The 23476-nt window shown below is 66.9% G+C and carries 16 protein-coding genes; 8 read left to right on the top strand and 8 right to left on the bottom strand.

Annotated elements, in window-relative coordinates:
* Positions 1-196: 196 nt before the first annotated feature.
* Entirely contained in the window at positions 197-3037 is a 2841-nt protein-coding gene (locus M3I54_RS18005) for an EAL domain-containing protein (RefSeq protein WP_254338207.1), read from the top strand.
* A gap of 73 nt (positions 3038-3110) precedes the next feature.
* On the opposite strand, the gene ppa is transcribed toward M3I54_RS18005, so the two are convergent.
* Positions 3111-3638: an inorganic diphosphatase gene (ppa, locus tag M3I54_RS18010; protein WP_069265419.1), complete on the bottom strand. Its 528-nt coding sequence runs from the start codon at positions 3636-3638 to the stop codon at positions 3111-3113.
* Between the two features lie 308 nt (positions 3639-3946).
* On the opposite strand from ppa, the gene M3I54_RS18015 reads away from it, so the two are divergent.
* From M3I54_RS18015 to M3I54_RS18025, 3 genes are all read left to right on the top strand, one after another.
* Positions 3947-5386 carry an aldehyde dehydrogenase family protein gene (locus M3I54_RS18015; protein ID WP_254338209.1) on the top strand — a complete coding sequence of 480 codons (1440 nt, stop codon included), beginning with the start codon at positions 3947-3949 and terminating at the stop codon, positions 5384-5386.
* 30 nt (positions 5387-5416) lie between these two features.
* Positions 5417-6175, top strand: coding sequence for an SDR family oxidoreductase (locus tag M3I54_RS18020; protein WP_254338211.1), 759 nt, complete (start codon positions 5417-5419; stop codon positions 6173-6175).
* A 171-nt stretch (positions 6176-6346) separates the two neighbouring features.
* Positions 6347-7666, top strand: coding sequence for an MFS transporter (locus M3I54_RS18025; protein ID WP_254338213.1), 1320 nt, complete (start codon positions 6347-6349; stop codon positions 7664-7666).
* A gap of 87 nt (positions 7667-7753) precedes the next feature.
* On the opposite strand, the gene M3I54_RS18030 is transcribed toward M3I54_RS18025, so the two are convergent.
* The 4 genes from M3I54_RS18030 to M3I54_RS45135 all read right to left on the bottom strand — a co-directional run bounded on the left by M3I54_RS18030 (position 7754) and on the right by M3I54_RS45135 (position 12941).
* Entirely contained in the window at positions 7754-8953 is a 1200-nt protein-coding gene (locus M3I54_RS18030; protein WP_254338215.1) for a heme biosynthesis protein HemY, read from the bottom strand.
* 3 nt (positions 8954-8956) lie between these two features.
* Positions 8957-11134, bottom strand: a complete 2178-nt coding sequence (gene hemDX / locus M3I54_RS18035) for a fused uroporphyrinogen-III synthase HemD/membrane protein HemX (protein WP_254338218.1) — start codon at positions 11132-11134, stop codon at positions 8957-8959.
* On the bottom strand, positions 11131-12183 hold the full coding sequence (gene hemC / locus M3I54_RS18040; protein ID WP_254338220.1) for a hydroxymethylbilane synthase: 1053 nt from the start codon (positions 12181-12183) through the stop codon (positions 11131-11133). The genes hemDX and hemC overlap by 4 nt, the downstream gene beginning before the upstream one ends.
* A 485-nt stretch (positions 12184-12668) precedes the next feature.
* Positions 12669-12941, bottom strand: coding sequence for a hypothetical protein (locus M3I54_RS45135; protein WP_254338221.1), 273 nt, complete (start codon positions 12939-12941; stop codon positions 12669-12671).
* Here M3I54_RS45135 and ppc point away from each other — a divergent pair.
* The gene (ppc, locus tag M3I54_RS18050; protein ID WP_254338223.1) at positions 12928-15810 is read left to right on the top strand and encodes a phosphoenolpyruvate carboxylase; all 2883 of its coding nucleotides are present in this window, start codon (positions 12928-12930) and stop codon (positions 15808-15810) included. The genes M3I54_RS45135 and ppc overlap by 14 nt on opposite strands.
* Before the next feature lie 80 nt (positions 15811-15890).
* On the opposite strand, the gene M3I54_RS18055 is transcribed toward ppc, so the two are convergent.
* Complete coding sequence (locus M3I54_RS18055) at positions 15891-16655, bottom strand: class I SAM-dependent methyltransferase (RefSeq protein WP_254338226.1); 765 nt, start codon at positions 16653-16655, stop codon at positions 15891-15893.
* A gap of 200 nt (positions 16656-16855) precedes the next feature.
* Here M3I54_RS18055 and M3I54_RS18060 point away from each other — a divergent pair, with 200 nt between their 5' ends.
* From M3I54_RS18060 to M3I54_RS18070, 3 genes are all read left to right on the top strand, one after another.
* Positions 16856-17686, top strand: a complete 831-nt coding sequence (locus M3I54_RS18060; RefSeq protein ID WP_254338228.1) for a helix-turn-helix transcriptional regulator — start codon at positions 16856-16858, stop codon at positions 17684-17686.
* A 129-nt stretch (positions 17687-17815) separates the two neighbouring features.
* Positions 17816-19222, top strand: a complete 1407-nt coding sequence (gene argH, locus M3I54_RS18065; protein WP_254338230.1) for an argininosuccinate lyase — start codon at positions 17816-17818, stop codon at positions 19220-19222.
* Positions 19223-19477: 255 nt separating this feature from the next.
* Positions 19478-20407 (top strand): bestrophin family protein, encoded by a 930-nt coding sequence (locus tag M3I54_RS18070; protein WP_254338232.1) that lies wholly within the window; start codon positions 19478-19480, stop codon positions 20405-20407.
* Positions 20408-20417: 10 nt separating this feature from the next.
* On the opposite strand, the gene M3I54_RS18075 is transcribed toward M3I54_RS18070, so the two are convergent.
* On the bottom strand, positions 20418-21143 hold the full coding sequence (locus M3I54_RS18075; RefSeq protein ID WP_375542162.1) for a lysozyme inhibitor LprI family protein: 726 nt from the start codon (positions 21141-21143) through the stop codon (positions 20418-20420).
* 17 nt (positions 21144-21160) lie between these two features.
* Positions 21161-23440 carry an arginine/lysine/ornithine decarboxylase gene (locus M3I54_RS18080; RefSeq protein ID WP_254338234.1) on the bottom strand — a complete coding sequence of 760 codons (2280 nt, stop codon included), beginning with the start codon at positions 23438-23440 and terminating at the stop codon, positions 21161-21163.
* Positions 23441-23476: the final 36 nt, after the last annotated feature.

Raw genomic sequence — 23476 nt, forward strand, 5'->3', positions numbered from 1 at the left:
CCTGGAAACGGCCCCGGAAACCGAAGCGCCAGGATGAGCAAACGTCTCGCCAAACGAGCGTTTGCTCTTTTCATCGAACGCGCCGACTAAAGCCTAAAGCCGCCGCAGCCCTCGCCGTTATTCCGCACAAGACGCCGGTCCTAGCCCCCGGCGTGCGCTCTCATTTCACCTTGCAAGCCGAAGGAACCGGTGAAGCATGCAGAGACCCATTAGAACGGAGACGAGCCGGCTTGCCCCCGGTTGGCACGGATTGCGGCGCACGACCGCGGTCCTGCTGCCGCTATGGCTGCTCGCTGCCGTGATGGCGGTGATCGCCGCGGCTAGTCTCGCGATTATGTCGATCCTGCTTGCGTATGTGGCGGGGGAAAGCAGCTGGTCAAAGGGCCAGAAGGACGCGGTTCACGCGCTGGAGCGCTACGCGCGCACTGGCGACGAGGCGGACTACCGCACGTTCCTCGCCGGCATTGCCGTGCCGCTCGGAGACCGCGCGGCCAGGCTGGAGATGAACCGCACGCAGCCGGACACCGCGGCGATCCGGCACGGTTTCGAACTGGGCCGCATCGCGCCCGCCGACATCGACGGCATGACCTGGGGCTACCGCACGCTCAAAAACACGCCGTGGATGCGCCCGGCCGTGGCGTTCTGGGACATCGGCGACGACTATATTCTGCGTCTCGCCGATACGGGCGAACGCCTGCACGCGCTCGTGCAGGCGGGCAAACTGCACGCGCCGGAGTCCGCGAACCTCGTGCGCGAGCTGCGCGAGATCGACAGCAGGCTCGCGCCCATCGAAAGCGGTTTCTCCCGTTCGCTCGACGACGCAGCGCGCGCCACGCGCTCGCTCCTCACGCTCGCGCTCGCCGCCTCCGCGATCGTGCTGCTCGGCGTGTTCTCGCAATTCATCCGCCGCGCGCTCGCGCGCAGCGACCGCCTGGAAGCCGAAGTGCGCAAGAACGAGGAGCGCCTCACGCTAGGCTTTGAAGGCATCAACGCCGGACTCTGGGACTGGGAGGTCGGCAGCCGGCAATGCTACTTCTCGAACTGGCTCTACGAGCAGCTCGGCTACGACGTGGGCACGCGCTTCGAAAGCGACACGGGCCTCACCCAGCTCGTCCACCCGGAAGACCTCACGCTCGTGCGCCACGCGCTGCGCCAACACCTTGCGCGCGCTACGACTTTCGATGTGGAGTTTCGTCTGCGCACGCTCGCGGGCAGCTACTGCTGGTGCCGCGCGCGCGGCCAGGCGGTACGCGACGCGCGCGGGCGCGCCGTGCGCATGGTCGGTTGCCTGTTCGACATTTCCGAGCTGAGGACGGCCGAAGCGAAGGCCTATACCGAACGCGAACTGGCGGAGGTCACACTGGCCTCGATCGGCGAAGCCGTGATCCGCACCGACGAACACGCGTGCGTGACCTACTGCAACGCCGTGGCCGAACGGATGCTCGGCCGCGCGGCCGCCGAGATGCTCGCGCAACCGTTCGATACGATCTGCGACCTGCGCAACGACGCGCACGAACCGCAGCGCTTCGACATCCTGATGAATTCACAGGTGACGGGCAACGCAGGCGGCGCGAGTCTCCACGTGCTGCGCCCGAACGGCTCGCGTCTCGCGGTCGACTACTCGGTGTCGAAGCTGCGCGACGCGCAACGCCGCGTGATCGGCACCGTCATCGTGCTCTACGATGTGAGCGCACTGCGCGAGCATGCCGCCCGCCTCGCCTACCAGGCGACCCACGACGAGCTCACCGACATCTACAACCGCCGCGAGTTCGAGCGGCGCCTGGCCGCGTTGCTCGACGACAGCACGAGCGCACCGCCCGGACAGCCTGGTCACGCGGTCATGTTTCTCGACCTCGACCAGTTCAAGGTCGTCAACGACACCTGCGGCCACTCGACCGGCGACGAGCTGATCCGCCAGGTCTGCCGCGTGCTCAAGAGCGAATTGCGCGGCGACGACATCATTGCGCGCCTGGGCGGCGACGAATTCGGCGTCGTGCTGCCGCATTGCACGGCGGCGCACGCATCGCTGCTCGCGGAGAACCTGCGCGCGGGCATTGCCGCGATCCGCTTCACGGGCGCCGGGCGCATCGTGCAGACGAGCGTGAGTATCGGGCTGGTCGGCGACGCAGCGTGTCTCGTTTCCGTGAAGGAGGTGATGAAGGCCGCGGACGTGGCGTGCTACATGGCGAAGAAGAAAGGCCGCAACCGCGTGCATCGCTTTCGCTATGACGACGAGGAACTCTCGCAAACGCACGCGCAGATGGCGTGGGTCTCCGACATCAAGGCGGCACTCGAGAACGGCCAGTTCTGCCTCTTCGGCCAGACGATTCTCTCGCTCGCACAGGCGTCGCCAGCCGACGACACGCACGTCGAACTGTTGTTGCGCATGCAGTCCGACTCGGGCGCGCTCGTCGAGCCTTCCGCGTTCATCGGCGCGGCCGAGCGCTTCGACCTCATGCCGGCCATCGACCGCTGGGTGATCGCGAGCGCATTCGCGATGATTGCCGAAGGCACGCACGATTACGGCACCTGGTCGATCAACCTCTCGGGCGCCTCGCTCGGCGACGAGCAGCTCGCCGACTATATCGAGGAGCAGCAGCGCATCTGGTCGATCCCGTTCGAGCGCGTGTGCTTCGAGATCACCGAAACCGCCGCGATCACGAACCTGAACGAGGCGATCACCCTCATCGAACGCCTGCGCGCGCAGGGCTGCCGCTTCGCGCTCGACGACTTCGGCGCGGGCATGTCGTCGTTCAACTACCTCAAGCATCTGCACGTCGATTATCTGAAGATCGACGGCAGCTTCATACGCGGCATCATCGACAGTCCGCTGGACCAGGCCATCGTGCGTTCGATCAACCAGGTCGCGCACGCAGCGGGCAAGCTGACGATCGCCGAGTGCGTGGAGGACGCCGCCATCGTGGACTGGATGATCGCGATGGGCGTGGACTACGCACAGGGCTACGCCGTAGGCAGGCCCGCGCGCCTCGGCATCCTGCGCGGACCCGAACTGCGCGACGTAGCCGAAGTGGGTTAATCAGGCGCCCATGAAAAAACCGCACGGCCCTCGCAAGCCCGTGCGGTTTTCAATCAAACCAGAAGCGCGCGATTTACTTCTTGAAGTTCGCCACGCCGTCCGTGATTTCCTTGTGGGCGGCTTCGATGCCGACCCAACCTTCGACCTTGACCCACTTGCCCTTTTCGAGCGCCTTGTAGTTCTCGAAGAAGTGCTTGATCTGGTCCTTCAGGTACTCGGGCACGTCGTCGAGCGACTTGAGGTTGGCCGTCATCGGGCAGACCTTGTCGTGCGGGACCGCGATCAGCTTCGCGTCGACGCCCGACTCGTCGGTCATCTGCAGCATGCCGAGCGCGCGCGAGCGCACAACGGAGCCTGCCAGCAGCGGGAACGGCGTGATCACGAGCACGTCGACCGGGTCGCCGTCGCCGGAGAGCGTCTGCGGAATGAAGCCATAGTTCACCGGATAGCGCATGCCCGTGCCGACGAAACGGTCGACGACGAGCAGGCCCAGGTCCTTGTCGGCTTCGTATTTCACCGGATCGCTTTGCGCGGGAATCTCGATGATCACGTTGAAGTCTTGCGGCAGATCCTTGCCGGCGGGGACATTTGCAAAGCTCATGAGCGCTCTCTGTTGAGAAGGGAAAAAATCGACGGCTCGCGCGGAAAAACGGCGCGGAACCGAACGTCGCGGACGTTGGAGGATGGACGCCATTATAGCCAATCGGCCAGGGCGGCCGGCGGTTCGGCCCAGGGCTTTCCCGCACGCAGATGAAGCGCCTGCTGAATTCCTGCGCGTAGCGCCCGCGATTGGCGCGATAATCGACCTGCCGGCGCGGCCCTCCATCGGGCGATCCGCGGCACGCTTCGGCGACGTTTCCCGTTTTGCGTTTCCCTCCCTCGTTTCACCCCCATTTACGAGGCGCATGCATGGAAGAAGCGAAGCACTTCATCGGCGGCGAATGGCAATCGCCCGCCAGCGGCGAGACGCTCGCCGCGATCGATCCCTCCACCGGCGAGCCCTTCGCGCAGCTTGCACGCGGCAATGCAACCGACATCGACTCGGCCGTCACGGCCGCACGCAAAGCCTTCAAGGGCGCCTGGGGCGCACTGAGCGCTTCTGAGCGCGGGCGACTGCTGTTCGCGCTCTCGGGCCTGGTCGGCCAGCACAAGGAAGCACTCGCGCAACTCGAAGCGCGCGACACCGGCAAGCCGCTCAAACAGGCGCGCGCCGACGCCGCCGCGCTCGCGCGCTATTTCGAGTTCTACGCAGGCGCCGCCGACAAGCTGCACGGCGAAACGCTGCCCTACCAGGCCGGTTACACGGTGCTCACGGTGCGCGAGCCGCACGGGGTGACGGGCCACATCGTGCCCTGGAACTACCCCATGCAGATCTTCGGCCGCAGCGTGGGTGCGGCGCTCGCCACCGGCAACGCGTGCGTGGTGAAGCCCGCCGAGGACGCCTGCGTGTCGCTGCTGCGCGTGGCCGAACTGGCGCGCGAAGCCGGTCTGCCCGCCGGTGCGCTCAACATCGTCACCGGGCTTGGACATGAGGCGGGCGCAGCGCTCTGCGCGCATCCCGGCATCGACCACATCTCGTTCACGGGCTCGCCGCAAACGGGCAAGCTCGTCGCGCAGATGGCCGCCGAACACCACGTGCCCGTCACGCTCGAACTGGGCGGCAAATCGCCGCAAATCGTCTTCGCCGATGCCGACTTCGACGCCGCGCTGCCCGTGCTCGTCGCCGCGATCGTGCAGAACGCGGGGCAGACCTGTTCGGCGGGCAGCCGCGTGCTGATCGAGCGCAGCGCCTACGAACCGCTCATCGAACGGCTCGCCGCTTCGTTTGGCAAGTTGCGCGTGGGCCCGGCCATTGCCGATCTCGACTGCGGGCCCCTCATCAACGAGAAGCAGCGCCAGCGCGTGCGCGGCTTTCTCGACGAAGCGGCCGCGAACCGCATCGCCACGGTGGCGAGCGGCAGGCTCGAAGCCGATACGCCCAGCGGCGGCTTCTACGAAGTCCCGACGCTCCTGCGCGACGTGCCGCCGCAAAGCCGCCTCGCTCAGGAGGAAGTGTTCGGCCCGGTGCTCGCGGCCATGCCCTTCGAGAGCGAGGAAGAAGCACTCGCGCTCGCCAACGGCACGCCTTATGGCCTGGTCGCCGGCATCTGGACGCGCGACGGCGCGCGCCAGATGCGTCTCGCCCGGCGCGTGCGCGCGGGCCAGGTGTTCGTCAACAACTACGGCGCGGGCGGCGGCGTCGAATTGCCGTTCGGCGGCACGCGGCATTCCGGGCACGGACGCGAAAAAGGCTTCGAGGCGCTCTATGGCTTCACGGTGCTCAAGACCATCGCGATTCGGCACGGCTGAATCATGTCGATAAACATAAACGGAGACACCATGCGACTCAAAGGCAAGACGGCCGTCGTGACCGGCGGCGGCTCGGGCTTCGGCGAAGGGATCGCCAGGACCTATGCGCGCGAAGGCGCGAACGTCGTCATCAACGATCTGAACGGTGACGCCGCCGAGCGCGTGGCGAGCGAGATCGCGCTCGCGGGCGGCAAGGCCATCGCCGTGCAAGGCGACATCACGCGCGAAGCCGACTGGCAGGCGCTGCGCGAAGCGGCAATCGACGACTTCGGCAGCGTGCAGATCGTCGTCAACAACGCGGGCACCACGCATCGCAACAAGCCCGTGCTCGAAGTGAGCGAAGCGGAGTTCGACCGCGTGTACGCCGTCAATGTGAAGGGCCTCTACTGGAGCGTGCGCGCGTTCGTGCCGCATTTTCGCGAGCGCGGCGGCGGCGCGTTCGTCAATATCGCATCGACGGCCGGCATCCGGCCCCGGCCTGGGCTCGTCTGGTACAACGGCAGCAAGGGCGCGATGATCGTGGCCAGCAAAGCGCTCGCCGCCGAGCTGGGCCCCGACCAGATCCGCGTGAACTGCGTGAATCCGGTGATCGGCGATACGGGGCTCACGGCGGAGTTCATGGGCGTGCCCGACACGCCCGAGAACCGCCAGCGCTTCATCGCGACCATTCCACTCGGGCGCTTTTCCACGCCGCAGGACGTGGCCAATGCGTGTCTCTATCTCGCCTCGGATGAGGCGGCGTTCATCACCGGCACCTGCATCGAAGTGGATGGCGGGCGCTGCGTGTAGCTGGGTCTCGCTGCGCCAGGTCGCTGACCGATCGGTGTTTTCCCCGACATTGACGCGCCGTCGCGCCACGGCGGCGCGTATAGAATGATCGTGCTTTCGCGTCGAATACCCGCCATATCAAGGCGGCAATACAACAAACACGCCAACGAGCAAGATCGCTTAGGAGACACCATGGCTAGTCCAGCGAATCATCTGCCGCAAGCGGGAGCGGACGCCCCGCCCTCCGCCTTCGAAGAAGCCACGTATCGCAAAGTCGCGTGGCGCCTCATTCCGCTCCTCATGCTGTGTTACGTGGTCGCGTATCTGGACCGCGTCAACGTGGGCTTCGCCAAGCTGCAGATGAGTTCGGCGCTCAATCTCTCCGATGCGGTTTATGGCTTCGGCGCAGGCATTTTCTTCGTCGGCTACTTTCTGTTCGAAGTGCCAAGCAATATCATCCTGCATCGCGTGGGCGCGCGCGTGTGGATCGCGCGCATCATGGTCACGTGGGGCCTCGTCTCCATCCTGACGATGTTCGTCACCACGCCGACCATGTTCTACGTGATGCGCTTTCTGCTCGGCCTGTGCGAGGCGGGCTTCTTCCCCGGCATCATCCTCTATCTCACCTACTGGTATCCGGCGCACCGCCGCGGGCGCATGACCACGTGGTTCATGACGGCCATCGCGCTCTCGGGCGTGATCGGCGGCCCGGTGTCGGGCTGGATTCTCAAGTCCTTCGACGGGGCGAACGGCTGGCAAGGCTGGCAGTGGCTTTTCCTGCTCGAAGGGCTGCCTTCGGTGATCGTCGGCGTGCTGGTGTTCTTCGTGCTCGACGACCGCATCGGCCGAGCGAAGTGGCTCACGGAAGAAGAGCGCGCGCTGCTCGAACGCAACATCGCACTCGAGGACGCCACCAAGGAAGACCCGCCGCTCATGACCGTGCTCACGAGCGCGCGCGTGCTGGTGATGAGCTTCACCTACTTCTCGTTCGTGATGGGCCTCTACGGCGTGAGCTTCTGGCTGCCCACCATCATCAAGGCGACGGGCGTGAAAGACGCGCTCACCATCGGCCTGCTTTCGGCGATTCCGTTCGCAGCGGCCGTGGTCGGCATGGTGCTGGTGGCCAAGAGCGCCGACCGCACGCGCGAGCGCCGCTGGCACATCGCCGTGCCGGCCGCCATCGGCGCGCTCGGCCTCGTGCTTTCGGTCACGTGGGCGCACGACACCACGCTCGCCATGACGGCGCTCACCATCGCGACCATGGGCATTCTCACCACGCTGCCGCTGTTCTGGAGCCTGCCCACGTCCTGGCTCGCGGGCACGGGCGCGGCGGCCGGCATCGCGCTCATCAACTCGATCGGCAATCTCGCGGGCTTCCTGAGCCCGTATGCGGTGGGCTGGCTCAAGCAGGCCACCTCGGCCAACGATTCGGGCATGTACATGCTCGCGGCGTTTATGATCCTGGGCGGTTTGCTTGCGCTTTCGGCGCCGGCCAAGCTCGTGAACCGCTAAACGCATTACGGCTTCACCAAAAAGAAACGGCCGCCTGTTTTGCAGGCGGCCGTTTTCGTTGCGGCTTCAGATTCGTGGGGGGCTTCTTTAAACCACGTTCATCGACAGTGCACTTTCGCGATAGTGCGAAGCCGCCTTCTCGCCATCACCGAGTTGCTCGTGCAGGCGCGCGAGTGCGCGATGCGAGCGGATCTTGAGGGGCTCGTTATGCGTCGCGTCGGCGGACTTGAGCGCGGCTTCGAGGAACGACTGCGCCTTGCCCCACAGTTGCTGCTTCAGGCACAGGCGGCCCAGCGCGAACAGCAGGTCGCCGTCCTCCGGGCGCTCCTTGCGCCACGCCTCGGCCTTCTGGATGAGCGGCAGCGCGTCGCTGCCCGCGGTGTCCGGATAGCGGCGCAGCAAGCGCGCGTCCCAGTTCTGCGCGAGCGCTTCCTCGACGATCTTGCGTGCATCGGCCTGGCGATCGAGCGCGATCAGCAGTTCGGCGGCGCAGTCGGCGAGACGCGGCGAGTGACGCTCGACGTTCGAGAGCGACTGCCACAGCTCGAGCAGCGCGTCGGCGTTGTGACGGCGGTCGCGCAGCAGATTTTCCGCCGCGAGCTGGCGCAGGCGCACGGCCACGGCCGGGTGCAACGCCTCGCGCTTTTCCAGCGTCTTCACGAGCTTGAGCACTTCGCTCCAGTTCTTGAGCTGCTGCTGCGCGCGCAGCGCGATCTGTTGCGCGTGGATGCGGCGGCCGCCCTGCGTGCGCATTTCGGTGAGCGCGGCGAGCGCGCCATCGGCGTCGCGGCCGTCGGCGCGCATGTCGGCGGTCGCCATGAGGCGCGCTTCCTGGAGGTCGGGGTCGTCGACCTGGGTGAGCCATTCGTCGCGACGCGCGTATTCATGCAGACGATGCGCGGCCGTCGCGGCGATCAGGCCCGCGGCGCTCGTATTCTTCGCGTCGGCGAGCGAATCGCGCGCGGCTTTCTCGGCGCGCGAGAAGCGGCCCGCGTAAAGATTGCCCACGGCGTCGCGCAGCGCCGAGTTCGCCTTCTCGGCACGCATGCGCGCGCGGTAGGCGCCCACACGGCGCGGCATCGTCACGATATTGCGAGCGAAACGCAGGATCGCGTAAAGCAGCAGAAACGCCACCACGATGCCGACCACGAACAGGTTGAGCGAGACGTCCACGCGATACGGCGGATAGACGAGCAGCACCTGTCCGGTGTCGAAGCGCCCGACGGTTGCGAGCGCGACGGCAATCGCGAAGAGAAGCGCGAGCCAGAGGAGTCCACGGATCGCCATGTCTTACCCCCGGCTCCGGTATTGCTGGATCGCCTTCAGGCTCGTGTCGAGCGTGGGCAGCGCGACAGCGGCCGAGCCTTCGTTCACTTCCTTGAGCAACTCGCGCACGGTTTGCGTGTCTTTCGATGCGCCGTCGAAGTAGCGGGCGAGCGTGGCGTCGGCGGCCGCGAGGTCGGACTTGAGCGTTTCCTGGTTGCGCGAGAGTAGCGAGAGGCGCGCCGACAGCAAACGCAGCTTCAGGTTCTGACGCACGAAATAGCCTTGATCGGGCGAAACCAGCATGGCGTCCGCGTTGTCGATGCGGCGCACCTGCACGAGGCTCGTGATCTGCTTGCCCACGCCGTCGACGAACGTGTCGATCCATACCTTCCATTTCGGCTGGTTGGTCGCGGCGGCAACCTGAGCGATATCGGCGGGCTGCGCAGCCTCCGGCTTCGTATGCGCGACGAGCGCCTCACCCGAAAGCGGCAGCGCGTCGATCTGGCCAAGCGCGGTGTCGAGCTTGATGGCGAGACCTGTGAGGTCCGTGGACGGCGCGGCCTTGAGCTTGTCGATGTCCTGCGCGATCGCCTTGCGCACCGCGATGGCCTGCGCGTTGTCCGAGGCGGCGAGGCGCGTGTCGGCGCTTTGCAGCGCGAAGAGCGCGAGCTGCGTGTTGCCCGTGAGCTGGAGCTGTTCGCTCGCGCTCGACAGCATCTGGCCGACTTCGGCGAGCGTCCAGTCGTCGCGGCTCTTCGAAAGATCGGCGTATTGCTGCGCGAGCGCCTGCTGCGAATTCTGCGCGTCGGCGATCTTGCCTTCGAGCTGGGCGATCTGCTTGTCGATCTGCTGCGAGCCTGCCGCGACCTGGTCGGCGCGCGCGCGCAGCGCGGCGGTCTGCTGCTCGCTTGCCTGCTGGCGTTGAATGGCCTGCATGCCGAGGTTGTCGACCTTGCGATTGAGAAGATAGCCGCCCGCGCCCGAGCCCGCCGCGACCAGCACCACGACGAGCCACAGCAGCGCCGAGCCTGCGCCGCGACGCCCGTTGCCCGAGCCCGGCGGCGGGGTCAGCGGCGCGGAAGACCCCGCGCCCGACGACGCATACGAAGGCCGCGCCGACGCGCTGCCCGAAGCCGGCGCGCTGCTGGAAACCGCCGCGCCCGTGGTGACGGCGCCCTGGTTTGCTGTGCTGGTTGAGTTGTTCGAATCTGTCATGCGTGGGTTGGGCGGCGCTTGGGCCGGAGTGTTCTGAACCGGTTGAACAACGGAAGAAGCGAGGCCTAGCAGCGTCTCGACGATGCGTTCGTCGCCCGCGCCGGACACCGTAATCCTATCAAAACCCATTGAGCGCGCCGTCTCGGCGATCCGCGGGTGGGGCGCGACGAGCGGCGCGTGATGCAGCTCGGCGATCTCGCCCGCCGTGAGGTGCTCGCGCGCGAGTTCGTCGAGGTTGCGCACGCCCTCGGAGCTCGTGACGAGCCACGCGTGCGGCGCGCCTTCGAGGAGCGCGTGCACCTGTGTCCAGACGGCGATGGGCGGCTCGGGCACGACGCGGCGATAGGCCGCCACGGTCTCCACCTCGGCGCCCGCTTCGCGCAGACGCTCGGCGAGCCACTCGCGGCCGCCGTCGCCGCGCACGATCAGGACGCGCTTGCCCGCAAAGGCGTCCACGCCGAAGGTCTTTTCGAGCGCCGCGTAAAGCGACTCCGAATCGAAGCGCGCGGGCTCTTCCTCCCCCGCGCCCGAAGGACTCACCACACGATGCTCGGGTGCCGCCACGCCGTGCCGCTCGAGCGCGGCGACGCTCGCCGGGCCGACCACGGCCACGGGCAACGCGGGCGGCCAGATCGAGGACACCGAGGCATAGCACGCGAACGCGCGATCGACGGCGTTCGGCGAAACGAACACGACGAGCGCATAGCGCTCCAGCGCACCGAGCGCGGCGCGCAGCGGCGCTTCGTCGGTCACGGGCGCAATCGCGATGAGCGGGAAGTCGAGCGTGCGCATGCCGTGCTGCGCGAGTTGCCCGGCGAGACCATCCGACTGACCGGCCGGCCGGGTAATGACGACGGTGAATGGCGTGCCGCCAGCGTTGCCGCCTGCCGGTGACGCGCGTTTCGCGCCTGCGGAGGCGTCGCCCGGGCCGCCCCACTCGTCGGGCTGGCCGGCGTTGCCGCGCGGTTGCCAGGGGCCGGCCATCATCTGGAGGCCGGGCCTTCGCCCGCGCCGGTTGGGTTAATCGTGGTGGCGCCCTTTGCGGGCGCCGCATTCGGACCATCGGCGGCCTGGGCCGCGTCCGCAAGTGCGCGCACGATCTCGAGCGCGCCCTGGGCGATGAGGTCGTCGGCAACGCGACGGCCTAGCGCTACGGCATCGTCGACCGTGGACGCCGCGGTGGACTCCTGCGCGGCGAGCACGCGGCTCGCGTCGGGCGTGGCGATCGTGCCGCGCAGCGCAAGCTTGCCGTCGTGCCACTGCGCGTAGGCCGCGAGCGGCACTGTGCAGCTGCCGCCCAGCGCGCGCGAAACCATGCGCTCGGCTTCGACGGCCTTCGCGGTGGCGTCGTCGTGCAGCGGCGCGAGCCACGCGGCGATATCGGCGCGATCGGCGCGGATTTCGATGCCGAGCGCGCCCTGGCCCGCCGCCGGCAGGCTGTCCTTAGGCTCGATGAGCGCGCGGATACGCGCGCCGAGGCCAAGGCGCTTCAAGCCCGCGGCCGCGAGAATGATGGCCGCATAATCGCCGCGGTCGAGCTTGGCGAGGCGCGTGTCGAGATTGCCACGCAACGGCTTCACGTCGAGATACGGATAGCGCGCGCGGATCATCGACTCGCGGCGCAGGCTGGACGTGCCCACTACGCTGCCCGCCGGCAACGCGGCGAGCGAGTCGTAGTCGTTGGAGACGAATGCGTCGCGCGGATCCTCGCGCTCCATGATGGCCGCGAGCGTGAAGCCTTCGGGCAGCTCCATCGGCACGTCCTTGAGCGAGTGCACGGCGAGATCGGCACGGCCCTCGGCCAGCGCCTGCTCCAGTTCCTTCACGAACAGACCCTTGCCGCCCACCTTCGAGAGCGTGCGGTCGAGAATTTGATCGCCGCGTGTCGTCATTCCAACAATTTTCACGTCGCAGGCTGGATATAATTTGTGCAGCGCAGCTTGCACATGCTCTGCCTGCCACATCGCGAGGCGGCTCTCCCGCGAAGCGATCACCAGGGTGCGGGGCATGGGCGCGGATAACGTCTCGGAGTTCATGGCAAGTACATCGAATGACGGGATGAAAAGCAGGATCGGATAACAGGCAATGTTAGCACGCGCCCTTTTTACCGCCTCCCCGCAGGGACAGGCTGACAAGGCGCGGGCGGCGGCAAGGAAGAGACTCTGGCGTTGTAGCAGCGCCTACTGTACCCATCGTAGGCAATTCGGTACGCAATGCGCTGCGAGCCCGGCCACTGGCGATACGTCATGCGCACGGCGGCCCGAAGAGGCCGCGTGACTGGCGCGCGTCGGGCACGTGTGCGGCCCCGGCCATCGCCGCGGCGCCGCTTCGGCTTGCGCGCGCCTTCGCAGCGGCGCACTCTCCAGCAAGGCCTGCTCCCGGCGCGCCGCCATTGGCGACCCGCGCCGCCTCTGCACTGTCCGCACGGCTCGCACAGGGTGGCACCTTCCACCCTCTCCAGGTTGCACCCGCAGTAGACGGCCCGGCACGCGTCGCGGCCATGCAGTTGGCAGTTCTCCGACTAACCTGCCCATATCCTGGCAAGCCTCAAGGAAAACATCGTGAAGTCTTCAGGCTCGGCGCGCGCAGAGCGCCGCAACAACGCATCGCAGAACGCAACTTCGAAGGCCGCATCGGCCACGCCGTCCACGAAACCGGCGAAAACGACGAAGACCGCGAAGACCACGAAATCCACGACGACCAAACCGGCGGCCCAGACCAAACACGCCGCCGAGGCTGTCAAGGCAGCAAAGGCGGCGAAGACGCCGAAGGCCGCGAAAGTGACGAAGGCCACGCAGGCGGCGAAGGCTCCGAAAGCGCTCGCCGGCGCTTCGCGCAATGGCCGCGCGCGCGACGACAAGGACCAGCCGCTCTTCGAAGACATCCGGTACCTGGGCCGCCTGCTCGGCGAAGTGCTGCGCGAGCAGGAAGGCGACGCCGTGTTCGACGTCGTGGAAAGCATTCGTCAGACCGCCGTGCGCTTTCGCCGCGAAGACGACAACGCCGACGCGCTCGCACTGGAAAAGCAACTGCGCGCGCTCTCGCCCGAGCAGACTGTGAGCGTCGTGCGCGCGTTCAGCTACTTCTCGCATCTCGCGAACATCGCTGAAGATCGCCACCGCAACCGCCGCCGCCGCATTCACGACCTCGCGGGCTCCGCGCCGCAGGCGGGCACCATCGCGCATTCGCTCGAACGTCTGGCGCTTGCGGGTGCGGCCGCGACGCCGGTGCTCCAGCAGTTCTTCAACGACGCGCTGATCGTCCCCGTGCTCACCGCGCACCCCACGGAAGTGCAGCGCAAGAGCACGCTCGATTCGCAGCACGACATTGCGCGCCTGCTCGCCGAACGCGACCAGCCGCTCACGCATCGCGAGCTCGAGCACAACGAGTCGCTCTTGCGCGCGCGCGTGACCTCGCTCTGGCAAACGCGCATGCTGCGCGACTCGCGCCTGACCGTGGGCGACGAAATCGAAAACGCGCTTTCGTATTACCACACGACCTTCCTCACCGAGATCCCGGCGCTCTACAGCGAGATCGAAACGCAGTTGAAGGAACACGGCCTCTCGGCGCGCCTGCCCGCGTTCCTCCAGATGGGCAGCTGGATTGGCGGCGACCGCGACGGCAACCCGAACGTCTCCGCCGCCACGCTCGAAGAAGCGAGCGAGCGCCAGGCGCAGGTGATCCTGCAGCACTACCTCGACGAAGTGCACCGTCTGGGCGCCGAGCTTTCGGTATCGAACCTGCTTGCGGGCGCGAGCGTTGAACTGAAGGCGCTGGCCGAAGCCTCGCCCGACCAGTCGCCGCACCGCGTGGACGAGCCGTATCGCCGCGCGCTGATCGGCGTGTATACGCGCCTCGCCGCAAGCGCGCGCGTGCGCCTGGGCGAAGGCGTGGTGGCCGTGCGCAGCGCCGGCCGCAACGCCGCGCCCGTGCGCGCCAAGCCCTATGCCGACGCAGACGAGTTCGCGCGCGACCTGCATATCCTGATGGAGTCGCTCGCCGAGCATCACGGCGCGTCGCTCGCAACCACGCGCCTTGCACCGCTCATGCGCGCCGTCGACGTGTTCGGCTTCCATCTCGCGTCGATCGATCTGCGCCAGAGTTCGGACATCCACGAAGCCGTGATTACGGAGCTGCTCGCGCGCGCCGGTGTCGAAGCCGACTACGCAGCGCTTTCCGAAGAAGACAAGCAGATCGTATTGCTCGCGCAGCTCGCCGATCCGCGCACGCTGCGCTCGCCGTACCTCGACTATTCCGACCTCGTGAAGAGCGAGCTGGGCGTGCTGGAAATGGCGCGCGTGACACGCGAGAAGTTCGGCGCGCGCGCGGTGCGCAACTACATCATCTCGCACACCGAAACAGTTTCCGACCTGCTCGAAGTGATGCTGCTGCAGAAGGAAACCGGCCTCATGAGCGGGCGCCTCGGCCACGCGGAAGACCCCGCGAAGGCTGCGCTGATGGTGATCCCGCTCTTCGAGACGATTCCCGACTTGCGCCACGCGCCGGGCATCATGCGCGACCTGCTCGCGCTGCCGGGCATCGACGGCATTGTCGAGAACCAGGGCAACGAGCAGGAAATCATGCTCGGCTACTCGGACAGCAACAAGGACGGCGGCTTCCTCACCTCGAACTGGGAGCTGTACCGCGCGGAGCTGGCGCTCGTCGCGCTGTACAAGCAGCGCGGCATCACGCTGCGTCTGTTCCACGGCCGCGGCGGCACGGTGGGCCGCGGAGGCGGCCCGACCTACAACGCGATCCTCTCGCAGCCGCCGGGCACGGTGGAAGGACAGATCCGCCTGACCGAGCAGGGCGAAGTCATCGCGAGCAAGTTCGGCAATCCGGAGATCGGCCGCCGCAACCTCGAAACGGTAATCGCCGCGACGCTCGAAGCGACGCTGCTGCCGATGGGCGGGGCAAGCAGCGCCCCCGATCAACTGCCCGCATTCGAAGAGACGATGCAAACGCTCTCCGACGCTGCGATGGCTGCGTACCGCTCGCTCGTCTACGAGACGCCTGGCTTCACCGACTACTTCTTCGCCTCCACGCCGATCACGGAAATCGCGGAACTGAATATCGGCAGCCGCCCGGCCTCGCGCAAGCTGCAAGACCCGAAGAACCGCAAGATCGACGATCTGCGCGCGATTCCCTGGGGCTTCTCGTGGGGCCAGTGCCGCTTGCTGCTCACGGGCTGGTACGGCTTCGGCAGCGCGGTGGCTTCGTATCTCGACGATGCGGGCAGCGACGCCGAGCGCACGCGCCGTCTGGCGATGTTCAAGAAGATGTACAAGACCTGGCCGTTCTTCTCGAACCTGCTCTCGAACATGGACATGACGCTCGCGAAGACCGACCTCGCGGTGGCCTCGCGCTACGCGCAACTCGTCGCGGACAAGAAGCTGCGCAAGCTCGTGTTCGAACGCATCGTGGCCGAATGGGAGCGCACGACGAAGGTGCTCGGCGAGATCACGGGCGCCGCTGAACGGCTCGCCGATAACCCGCTGCTCGCGCGTTCGATCAAGAACCGCTTCCCGTATCTGGATCCTTTGAATCACTTGCAGGTGGAACTAATCAAGCGCTATCGCGCCGGCGATCCGAGCCCGCGCGTGCGGCGCGGTATTCATCTGACGATCAACGGGATTGCGGCGGGGTTGCGCAACACGGGTTGAGCGTTCGGGCTGTGCCCGTGTGCAAACGGCGTCGTGCCCTCGCGGTCACGACGCCGTTTTTTTGTTGCCTAACGCTCGCTTCAATCGCGCCGCGTCGCCTCGATCATCAGTGCGTCGAGCTTGAACGACAAATCGCTCTGCACATCGAAGTATTGCCGCACTTCATCAGGCGCGCGCTCCCACATCGAGCGGATCGCCGTCACGCGCTCCGGTGGGGTACGCATGCGCGTCACCCACGAATCGAAGTCAAGCGCGATGCGCCAGCGCTCGCTCACTTTCGCGTCGAAACCGGCGGCGTCGAGCATCGCGAGCCACTCGTCGGCGCGGTAGTCGCGAATGTGCGACGCGTCGCGCAACAGTTCGATCGCCTGAATATGCGTGTCGTAAAGCGCATCGTCGATGCCCGCGATGTCGATGAACTTCAGCCGGCCGCCCGGCTTGAGCACGCGGTGCACCTCGGCAAGCGCACGCGGCACGTCGCGCCAGTGGTGCGCGCTCATGCGGCTCACGGCCCAGTTGAAGCTCGCGTCGGCGAACGGCAGCGTTTCCGCCGCGCCCTGCTGCGTGCGCACCGTCGTCAAGCCACGCTCCTTCGCGGCGGCTTCGACCGTGGCGAGCATCTGCGGGGCGATGTCGCAGGCCACGACTTCGCGCACGTGCGGCGCCACGGCGAAGCTCGCGTGGCCCGCGCCGCAGCCCACGTCCAGCACCGTCGCATTGCCGCAGGTGGCCGCGAAGGTCGCGGCGAGGTTCTCCAGATCCGCGCCGCTTGCGTGGACCTGGCTCGTGAGGTAGGCGGCGGCGGTCGAGCCGAACGCGTCGGCGACCTGATCGTGATGCTTCATCGCATGCTCCTTTTGCGGGTTTTTATGCGGTGCGTTATGTGGGGCGCGAAGCGACGAGCGCTGCGCGCCGCGGGTTCTGCAATCTCCGGGCTGGCTGACGTGGCGGCCCGTCGCCGCGTCAGACGCTACAATAGAGGCCGTTTTGTACCAGTACAAGTTAAGCGATTATTCTGGTATCGCCGCCACCAGCCCCACGCCAAATGAGCCTCGACACGCCATCCTCGGGATCGCCCGCCTCCGCCGGCAAAACCCTCGACGCGACACCCGCCCGAGCGCTGGGCGAATTCATCCGCGCCCATCGCGAGCGTCTTTCGCCAGCGGAGGTCGGCCTGCCGCCGGGCCCGCGCCGCCGCACGCCGGGTCTGCGCCGCGAGGAAGTCGCGCAGTTGTGCGGCGTGAGCCCGACCTGGTACACGTGGATCGAGCAGGGCCGCCCCGTTTCCGCTTCGGCGGACGCGCTCGCGCGCATCGCCGTCGCGCTGCGGCTCTCGCGCGCCGAGCGCGCCTATCTGTTCGAACTGGCCGCGCAGCGCGACCCCGCCGAGCCCGACCCGGCCACCGCCGCGGACGCGCCCGCCACGCTGCTGCAAACGGTGAAGCTCGTGGACGCCCCCGCCTACGTGCTTGACCGCCAGTGGACCGCGCTCGCCTGGAACGCGCATGCGGCGGATCTCTTCACGGGCTGGCTCGACGGCGAGCACGACCGCAACCTGCTGCGCTTCACGTTCACGGGGCCGCTCGGGCGCGAGCTGATCGTCGACTGGGACACGCGCGCGCGGCGCCTTGCCGCCGAGTTCCGCGCCGACTCCATCCGCCACCTGAACGACGCGCCCACGCGGGCGCTGATCGACTCGCTGATCGCCGCGAGCGACGAGTTCGCGCGCTTCTGGGCCTCGCAGGACGTGTTCGAGCGCGAGGGCGGCCGGCGCGAGTTCAACCACCCGCGCCACGGCCGCATCGCCTACGACCAGATCACCTTCAAGCCCGCGCACCGCGAAGATCTCAAGCTCGTGGTGCTGGTGCGGCTCTGAGCGGCACGGGCCGCCTGGCGGCGTTGCGGCGGACCGCCGATGCTAAAATCGTGATCTTTCCCGCCGTGCGCGGCGCAATGCGGCGCGCGGTACGCCTTCTCACCGCTTGCTCGTTCACGCCCCATCACCATGACGTCCCAACTGCACAAAAAAGGCGAAGCCTGGTCGGCTCGCTTCTCCGAACCCATGTCGGAGCTGGTCAAGCGCTACACGTCGTCGGTCTTCTTCGACAAGCGCCTCGCGCTCGTCGATATCGAGGGCTCGCTCGCGCACGCGTCGATGCTGGCCGCGCAGAAGATCATCTCGGCTGACGACCTCGCCGCCATCCAGGGCGGCATGGCGAAGATCAAGGGCGAGATCGAGCGCGGCGAATTCGAGTGGCTGCTCGACCTCGAAGACGTGCACCTGAACATCGAAGCGCGCCTGACCGCCCTGATCGGCGACGCTGGCAAGCGCCTGCACACGGGCCGCTCGCGCAACGACCAGGTCGCGACCGATATCCGCCTGTGGCTGCGCGGCGAGATCGACCGCATCGGCGGCCTGCTCGGCGACCTGCGCGGCGCGCTGCTCGACCTGGCTGAACAGCACTCGGGCACGATCATGCCCGGCTTCACGCACCTGCAAGTGGCGCAACCGGTCACCTTCGGCCATCACCTGCTCGCCTACGTGGAAATGTTCTCGCGCGACGCCGAGCGCATGGTGGACTGCCGCAAGCGCGTGAACCGTCTGCCGCTCGGCGCGGCGGCGCTCGCGGGCACGAGCTTTTCCGTAGACCGCTTCGCCGTGGCGAAGACGCTGGGCTTCGACGGCATCTGCGCAAACTCGCTCGACGCCGTTTCCGATCGCGACTTCGCAATCGAATTCACGGCGGCGGCTGCGCTCGTCATGACGCACGTCTCGCGCTTCTCGGAAGAGCTGGTGCTGTGGATGAGCCCCCGCGTAGGTTTCATCGATCTGGCCGATCGCTTCTGCACGGGCTCGTCGATCATGCCGCAGAAGAAGAACCCGGACGTGCCTGAACTCGCGCGCGGCAAGACCGGTCGCGTGAACGGCCATCTCATGGCGCTCCTCACGCTCATGAAAGGCCAGCCGCTCGCCTACAACAAGGACAACCAGGAAGACAAGGAGCCGCTGTTCGACACCGTCGATACCGTGGCGGACACGCTGCGTATCTTCGCGGAAATGGTCGCGGGCATCACGGTCAAGGAGCAGGCGATGCGCGCGGCTGCGCTGCAAGGCTTCTCCACGGCCACGGATCTGGCCGACTACCTCGTCAAGAAGGGCCTGCCGTTCCGCGACGCGCACGAAGCCGTGGCGCACGCGGTGCGTATCTGCGTGGACCGAAACTGCGATCTCGCCGACCTCACGCTCGACGAGATGCGCCGCGAGTTGCCCGCTGTTTCGCATCTGCTGGCCGAAGACGTGTTCGAAGTGCTGACGCTCGAAGGCTCGGTCTCGGCGCGCAACCATGCGGGCGGCACCGCGCCCGAGCAGGTGCGTGCGGCCATCGCGGCGGCGCGCGCAGCGCTCAAGTAAGCGCGGCGTAGCGGGCGGAGAACGCCCGCACTCAAAGGCCAACCGGGCGCGCGACGGACAACGTCGCGCGCCCGGTTTGTTTCTGGCCGGCGCACAAGGTGACAATGCGCATGAGGACACACATGACAGCGCGCTGTGCCCGCAGCAAAATGTCGGAAGTGTGCGCCCGGCGGTCGCGCGCCATGGCCTACGATCCCGCGCCATACTGACGACTTGCTCCGTCAGGTTTTGTCTTCGCCCCCACCCCCTGCCCCAATGATCGTCCGCCCTCATCTCCACTGGTTCCGCATGCTGCTCGCGTGGCGCGGCTCCGTGCTGCCGCAACTTCTGCCGCGCCTTTCCATCGTGCTGGTCCTCTCGATCATCGCAGTGGCCGCGCACGATCACATCCTCAAGCTCACGGTCAACCTGAGCACGGTGCCGTTCTCGCTGATCGGCATCGCGCTCGCGGTGTTTCTTGGCTTTCGCAACAGCGCGAGCTACGACCGCTACTGGGAAGGCCGCAAGCTCTGGGGGCAAATGCTCAATGAGACGCGCTCACTGGTACGGCAAGCGCTGACGCTCCCGCGCAGCGGCGACGAAGCCGCAACGCGCGAACGGGCCCGTGAGCTGATGAGTCTGCTCGCTGCGCTGCCGCATGCGCTGCGCCATCAATTGCGCAACACCGACCCGCGCGCCGATCTCGAATCGCGCCTGCCGCCCGCGCTGTTCGAGCGCGTGCTGGCGTCGCGCTACCGCCCGGCCACGCTCCTGCTGTGCGCCGCGGAATGGGTCCGGCGCGAGACGCGCGAAGGCCGCCTCGACGGCTACGCGGTGCTCGCGTTCGAGCACAATCTCAATGGCATTTCGGATGTGATCGGCGGGTGCGAGCGCATCGTCTCCACGCCGCTGCCGTTCGCCTATACGGTGATGATTCATCGCACCGTGTACTTCTTCTGCGCGATGCTGCCGTTCGGCCTCGTCGATAGCATCGGCGGTCTGACGCCGATCTTCGCCGTGTTCGTGGCCTACGCGTTCATGGCCCACGAGGCGATCGCCTCGCAGCTCGAAGACCCGTTCGGCACCGAAGACAACGACCTCGCGCTCAACCTGATGTCGGCCGGCATCGAGGTCGCGTTGCACGACCTGATGGGCGAGCCTACTGTGCTGCCCGCGCGCGCGCCGGAGCAGTTCATCATCGACTGAAGGCGCAGCCTCAGTGGTTGTTCACCGTTTCGGCGAGGCGTTTCAAAGTCGCGAGGCGCCCGCCTAGCAGATCGAGCCGCGCATGCTCGTCGATGAGCGGCGTGGTCGCGTCGCGATACGCGCGCCAATCGCTTTGGGCGCGAGCAACCGGAGGACGCGCGTGCTTGGGCATCCGCGCATAGAGCTGACGGTAGTAGCGATTGAGGTCGTAGCTCACGTGCTCGCAGCGCGCGTCGGCGCTGCAGGCGCGTGCCTTCGGCGTGTCGCCGTTGTACATGGCCGCCTGGTTGCGCAGCGCGAGCGCGCGCTCGCGCACCGGCTGCAGGCGCATGTCCGCCTCGTAGAGCTGGTAAGTGCTGCCGCTCGTGGTCGCGAACGCGGCGCCGAGCATGGTGTCCTCGGCGTCGCGCCAGGCCACCCACTTCTGCTGGCTCAGTTGCCAGCGCTTTTGCTGCGCGGCCGGTAACTTCGCGAGCAGTTGCGTGAGCGCGGTGTCGGCGGCCGTGCGCCAGGCCGTGCGCGCGTCGTCCATGCACTGGATCTGCCCGGCCGTCGACGACCGGTCCGCGCGCGCGAGACAGGCGCGCATGGCCGTGTCGATCGGATCGGCCGCCGCGACCTCGGCGCGCGCCGCCGGCGCCACAGCGAACAGCACCGTGGCGGCCGAAATCACCGACAGCGTCGAGACCATCGCAGCAAAGTAACGCGCTAGCCGCGCCGATGAACCACCCACCATTCCCCTCCCTTGCGCGTTCAGGCGCGCACGCAATCCACGAAATACTCGATGCGGCCGTTGATGGTCTCGCCCACGAGCCCGTGGATGTCGGTGTGGAAGCCCGGGAAGCGCTCGTTGAACTCGCGCGCGAACTTCAGATAATTCACGATCGTCCTGTTGAAGCGCTCGCCCGGAATCAGCAGCGGAATGCCCGGCGGGTACGGCGTGAGCAGGATCGACGTGACGCGGCCTTCGAGTTCGTCGACCGGCACGCGGTCGATCTCGCGGTGCGCGAGCTTCGCGAATGCATCCGAAGGCTTCATCGCAGGCTCCATGCTCGAGAGGTACATCTCGGTCGTGAGGCGCGCGATGTCGTTGGCGCGGTAGACGCTGTGGATTTGCTGGCACAGGTCGCGCAGGCCCACGCGCTCGTACATCGGATGCTGCGCGACGAATTCGGGCAGCACACGCCACAGCGGCTGGTTGTTGTCGTAGTCGTCCTTGAACTGCTGGAGCTCGGTCACCATCGAGTTCCAGCGGCCCTTCGTGATGCCGATCGTGAACATGATGAAGAACGAGTACAGACCCGTCTTCTCGACGATGATGCCGTGCTCGGCCAGGTACTTCGTCACGATCGCGGCCGGAATGCCGGTCTCGCCGAATTCGCCGTCCACGTCCAGACCCGGCGTGACGATGGTCGCCTTGATCGGGTCCAGCATGTTGAAGCCTTCCGCCAGCGCGCCGAAGCCGTGCCAGTGATCGTTCGGGCGCAGCATCCAGTCTTCGCGCGAACCGATGCCTTCTTCGGCCAGCTCGTCCGGCCCCCAGACCTGGAAGAACCAGTCGTCGCCGTATTCGGCGTCCACCTTGCGCATGGCGCGGCGGAAGTCGAGCGCTTCGGCGATCGACTCTTCCACCAGTGCCGGGCCGCCCGGCGCTTCCATCATCGCGGCGGCCACGTCGCACGACGCGATGATCGCGTACTGCGGCGACGTCGACGTGTGCATCAGATACGCCTCGTTGAAGCGGTGGCGGTCGAACGCGCTGTCTTCCGAGTCCTGCACGACGATCTGCGAGGCCTGCGAGATGCCGGCGAGCAGCTTGTGCGTGGAGTGCGTCGCGAACACCAGTGCCTTGGTGCGCGGACGGCCCGCGCCGATCGCGTGCATGTCCTGGTAGAACTCGTGGAATTCGGCGTGCGGCAGCCAGGCTTCGTCGAAGTGCAGCGTGTCGAGCATGTCGCCGAGCAGATCCTTGATCATCTCGACGTTGTAGACCACGCCGTCGTACGTGCTCTGCGTGATCGTGAGAATGCGCGGCTTGGCGTTCGGGTTCTTCGCGAGCACTTCGCGGGCGAACGGATTCGCCTCGATCTTCTTGCGGATGTTTTCCGGCTTGAACTCGTCGCGCGGAATCGGGCCGATGATGCCGAAATTGTTGCGCGTGGGCGTGAGGAACACAGGAATCGCGCCCGTCATCGTGATCGCGTGCAGGATCGACTTGTGGCAGTTGCGGTCCACCAGCACGATGTCGCCCGGCGCTACCGTTGCGTGCCAGACGATCTTGTTCGACGTGGACGTGCCGTTGGTCACGAAGAACACGTGGTCCGCGCTGAAAATGCGCGCCGCGTTGCGCTCCGAGGCCGCGACCGGGCCGGTGTGATCGAGCAGCTGGCCGAGTTCCTCGACCGCATTGCAGACGTCGGCGCGCAGCATGTTCTCGCCGAAGAACTGGTGGAACATCTGGCCGAGCGGATTCTTCAGGAATGCGACGCCGCCCGAGTGCCCCGGGCAGTGCCAGGAGTACGAACCTTCGTCGGCGTACTTGACGAGTTCCTTGAAGAACGGCGGCGAAAGCGCGTCGAGATACACGCGCGCTTCACGAATCACGTGGCGCGCGACGAACTCCGGCGTGTCCTCGAACATGTGGATGAAGCCGTGCAGTTCACGCAGGATGTCGTTGGGCAGATGGCGCGAGGTGCGCGTTTCGCCGTACAGGAAGATGGGGATGTCGGCGTTGCGCTTGCGCACCGCTTCCATGAACGCGCGCAGCGCGACGATCGCGGGTGCGTGCTCCGGCGCTTCGCCGTCCGAGCCTTCCACGTAGGGCAGCAGCTCGTCGTCGTCGATCGAGAGGATGAAGCACGCGGCGCGGCTCGACTGCTGCGCGAACGACGTGAGGTCGCCGTAGCTCGTCAGCCCGAGGACTTCCGCGCCCTCTTTCTCGATGGCTTCGGCGAGCGCGCGGATGCCGGAACCCGAGATGTTCTCGGAGCGAAAGTCTTCGTCGATGATGACGACGGGAAAACGAAACTTCATGCGCGATTCTCCAAAAGAAACGACCGCTGCTTATGA

This window comes from Paraburkholderia sp. CNPSo 3274 (genome assembly GCF_024206475.1).
Lineage (GTDB): Bacteria > Pseudomonadota > Gammaproteobacteria > Burkholderiales > Burkholderiaceae > Paraburkholderia.

Coding starts and splice junctions, on each gene's coding strand:
- M3I54_RS18020 (WP_254338211.1), top strand. CDS start 5,417: ATGCGACTCAAAGGCAAGACGGCCGTCGTGACCGGCGGCGGCTCGGGC.
- ppa (WP_069265419.1), bottom strand. CDS start 3,638: ATGAGCTTTGCAAATGTCCCCGCCGGCAAGGATCTGCCGCAAGACTTC.
- M3I54_RS18055 (WP_254338226.1), bottom strand. CDS start 16,655: ATGAAGCATCACGATCAGGTCGCCGACGCGTTCGGCTCGACCGCCGCC.
- M3I54_RS18080 (WP_254338234.1), bottom strand. CDS start 23,440: ATGAAGTTTCGTTTTCCCGTCGTCATCATCGACGAAGACTTTCGCTCC.
- M3I54_RS18075 (WP_375542162.1), bottom strand. CDS start 21,143: ATGGTGGGTGGTTCATCGGCGCGGCTAGCGCGTTACTTTGCTGCGATG.
- M3I54_RS18030 (WP_254338215.1), bottom strand. CDS start 8,953: ATGGCGATCCGTGGACTCCTCTGGCTCGCGCTTCTCTTCGCGATTGCC.
- M3I54_RS18025 (WP_254338213.1), top strand. CDS start 6,347: ATGGCTAGTCCAGCGAATCATCTGCCGCAAGCGGGAGCGGACGCCCCG.
- argH (WP_254338230.1), top strand. CDS start 17,816: ATGACGTCCCAACTGCACAAAAAAGGCGAAGCCTGGTCGGCTCGCTTC.
- M3I54_RS18005 (WP_254338207.1), top strand. CDS start 197: ATGCAGAGACCCATTAGAACGGAGACGAGCCGGCTTGCCCCCGGTTGG.
- hemDX (WP_254338218.1), bottom strand. CDS start 11,134: ATGATGGCCGGCCCCTGGCAACCGCGCGGCAACGCCGGCCAGCCCGAC.
- M3I54_RS18070 (WP_254338232.1), top strand. CDS start 19,478: ATGATCGTCCGCCCTCATCTCCACTGGTTCCGCATGCTGCTCGCGTGG.
- hemC (WP_254338220.1), bottom strand. CDS start 12,183: ATGAACTCCGAGACGTTATCCGCGCCCATGCCCCGCACCCTGGTGATC.
- M3I54_RS18060 (WP_254338228.1), top strand. CDS start 16,856: ATGAGCCTCGACACGCCATCCTCGGGATCGCCCGCCTCCGCCGGCAAA.
- M3I54_RS18015 (WP_254338209.1), top strand. CDS start 3,947: ATGGAAGAAGCGAAGCACTTCATCGGCGGCGAATGGCAATCGCCCGCC.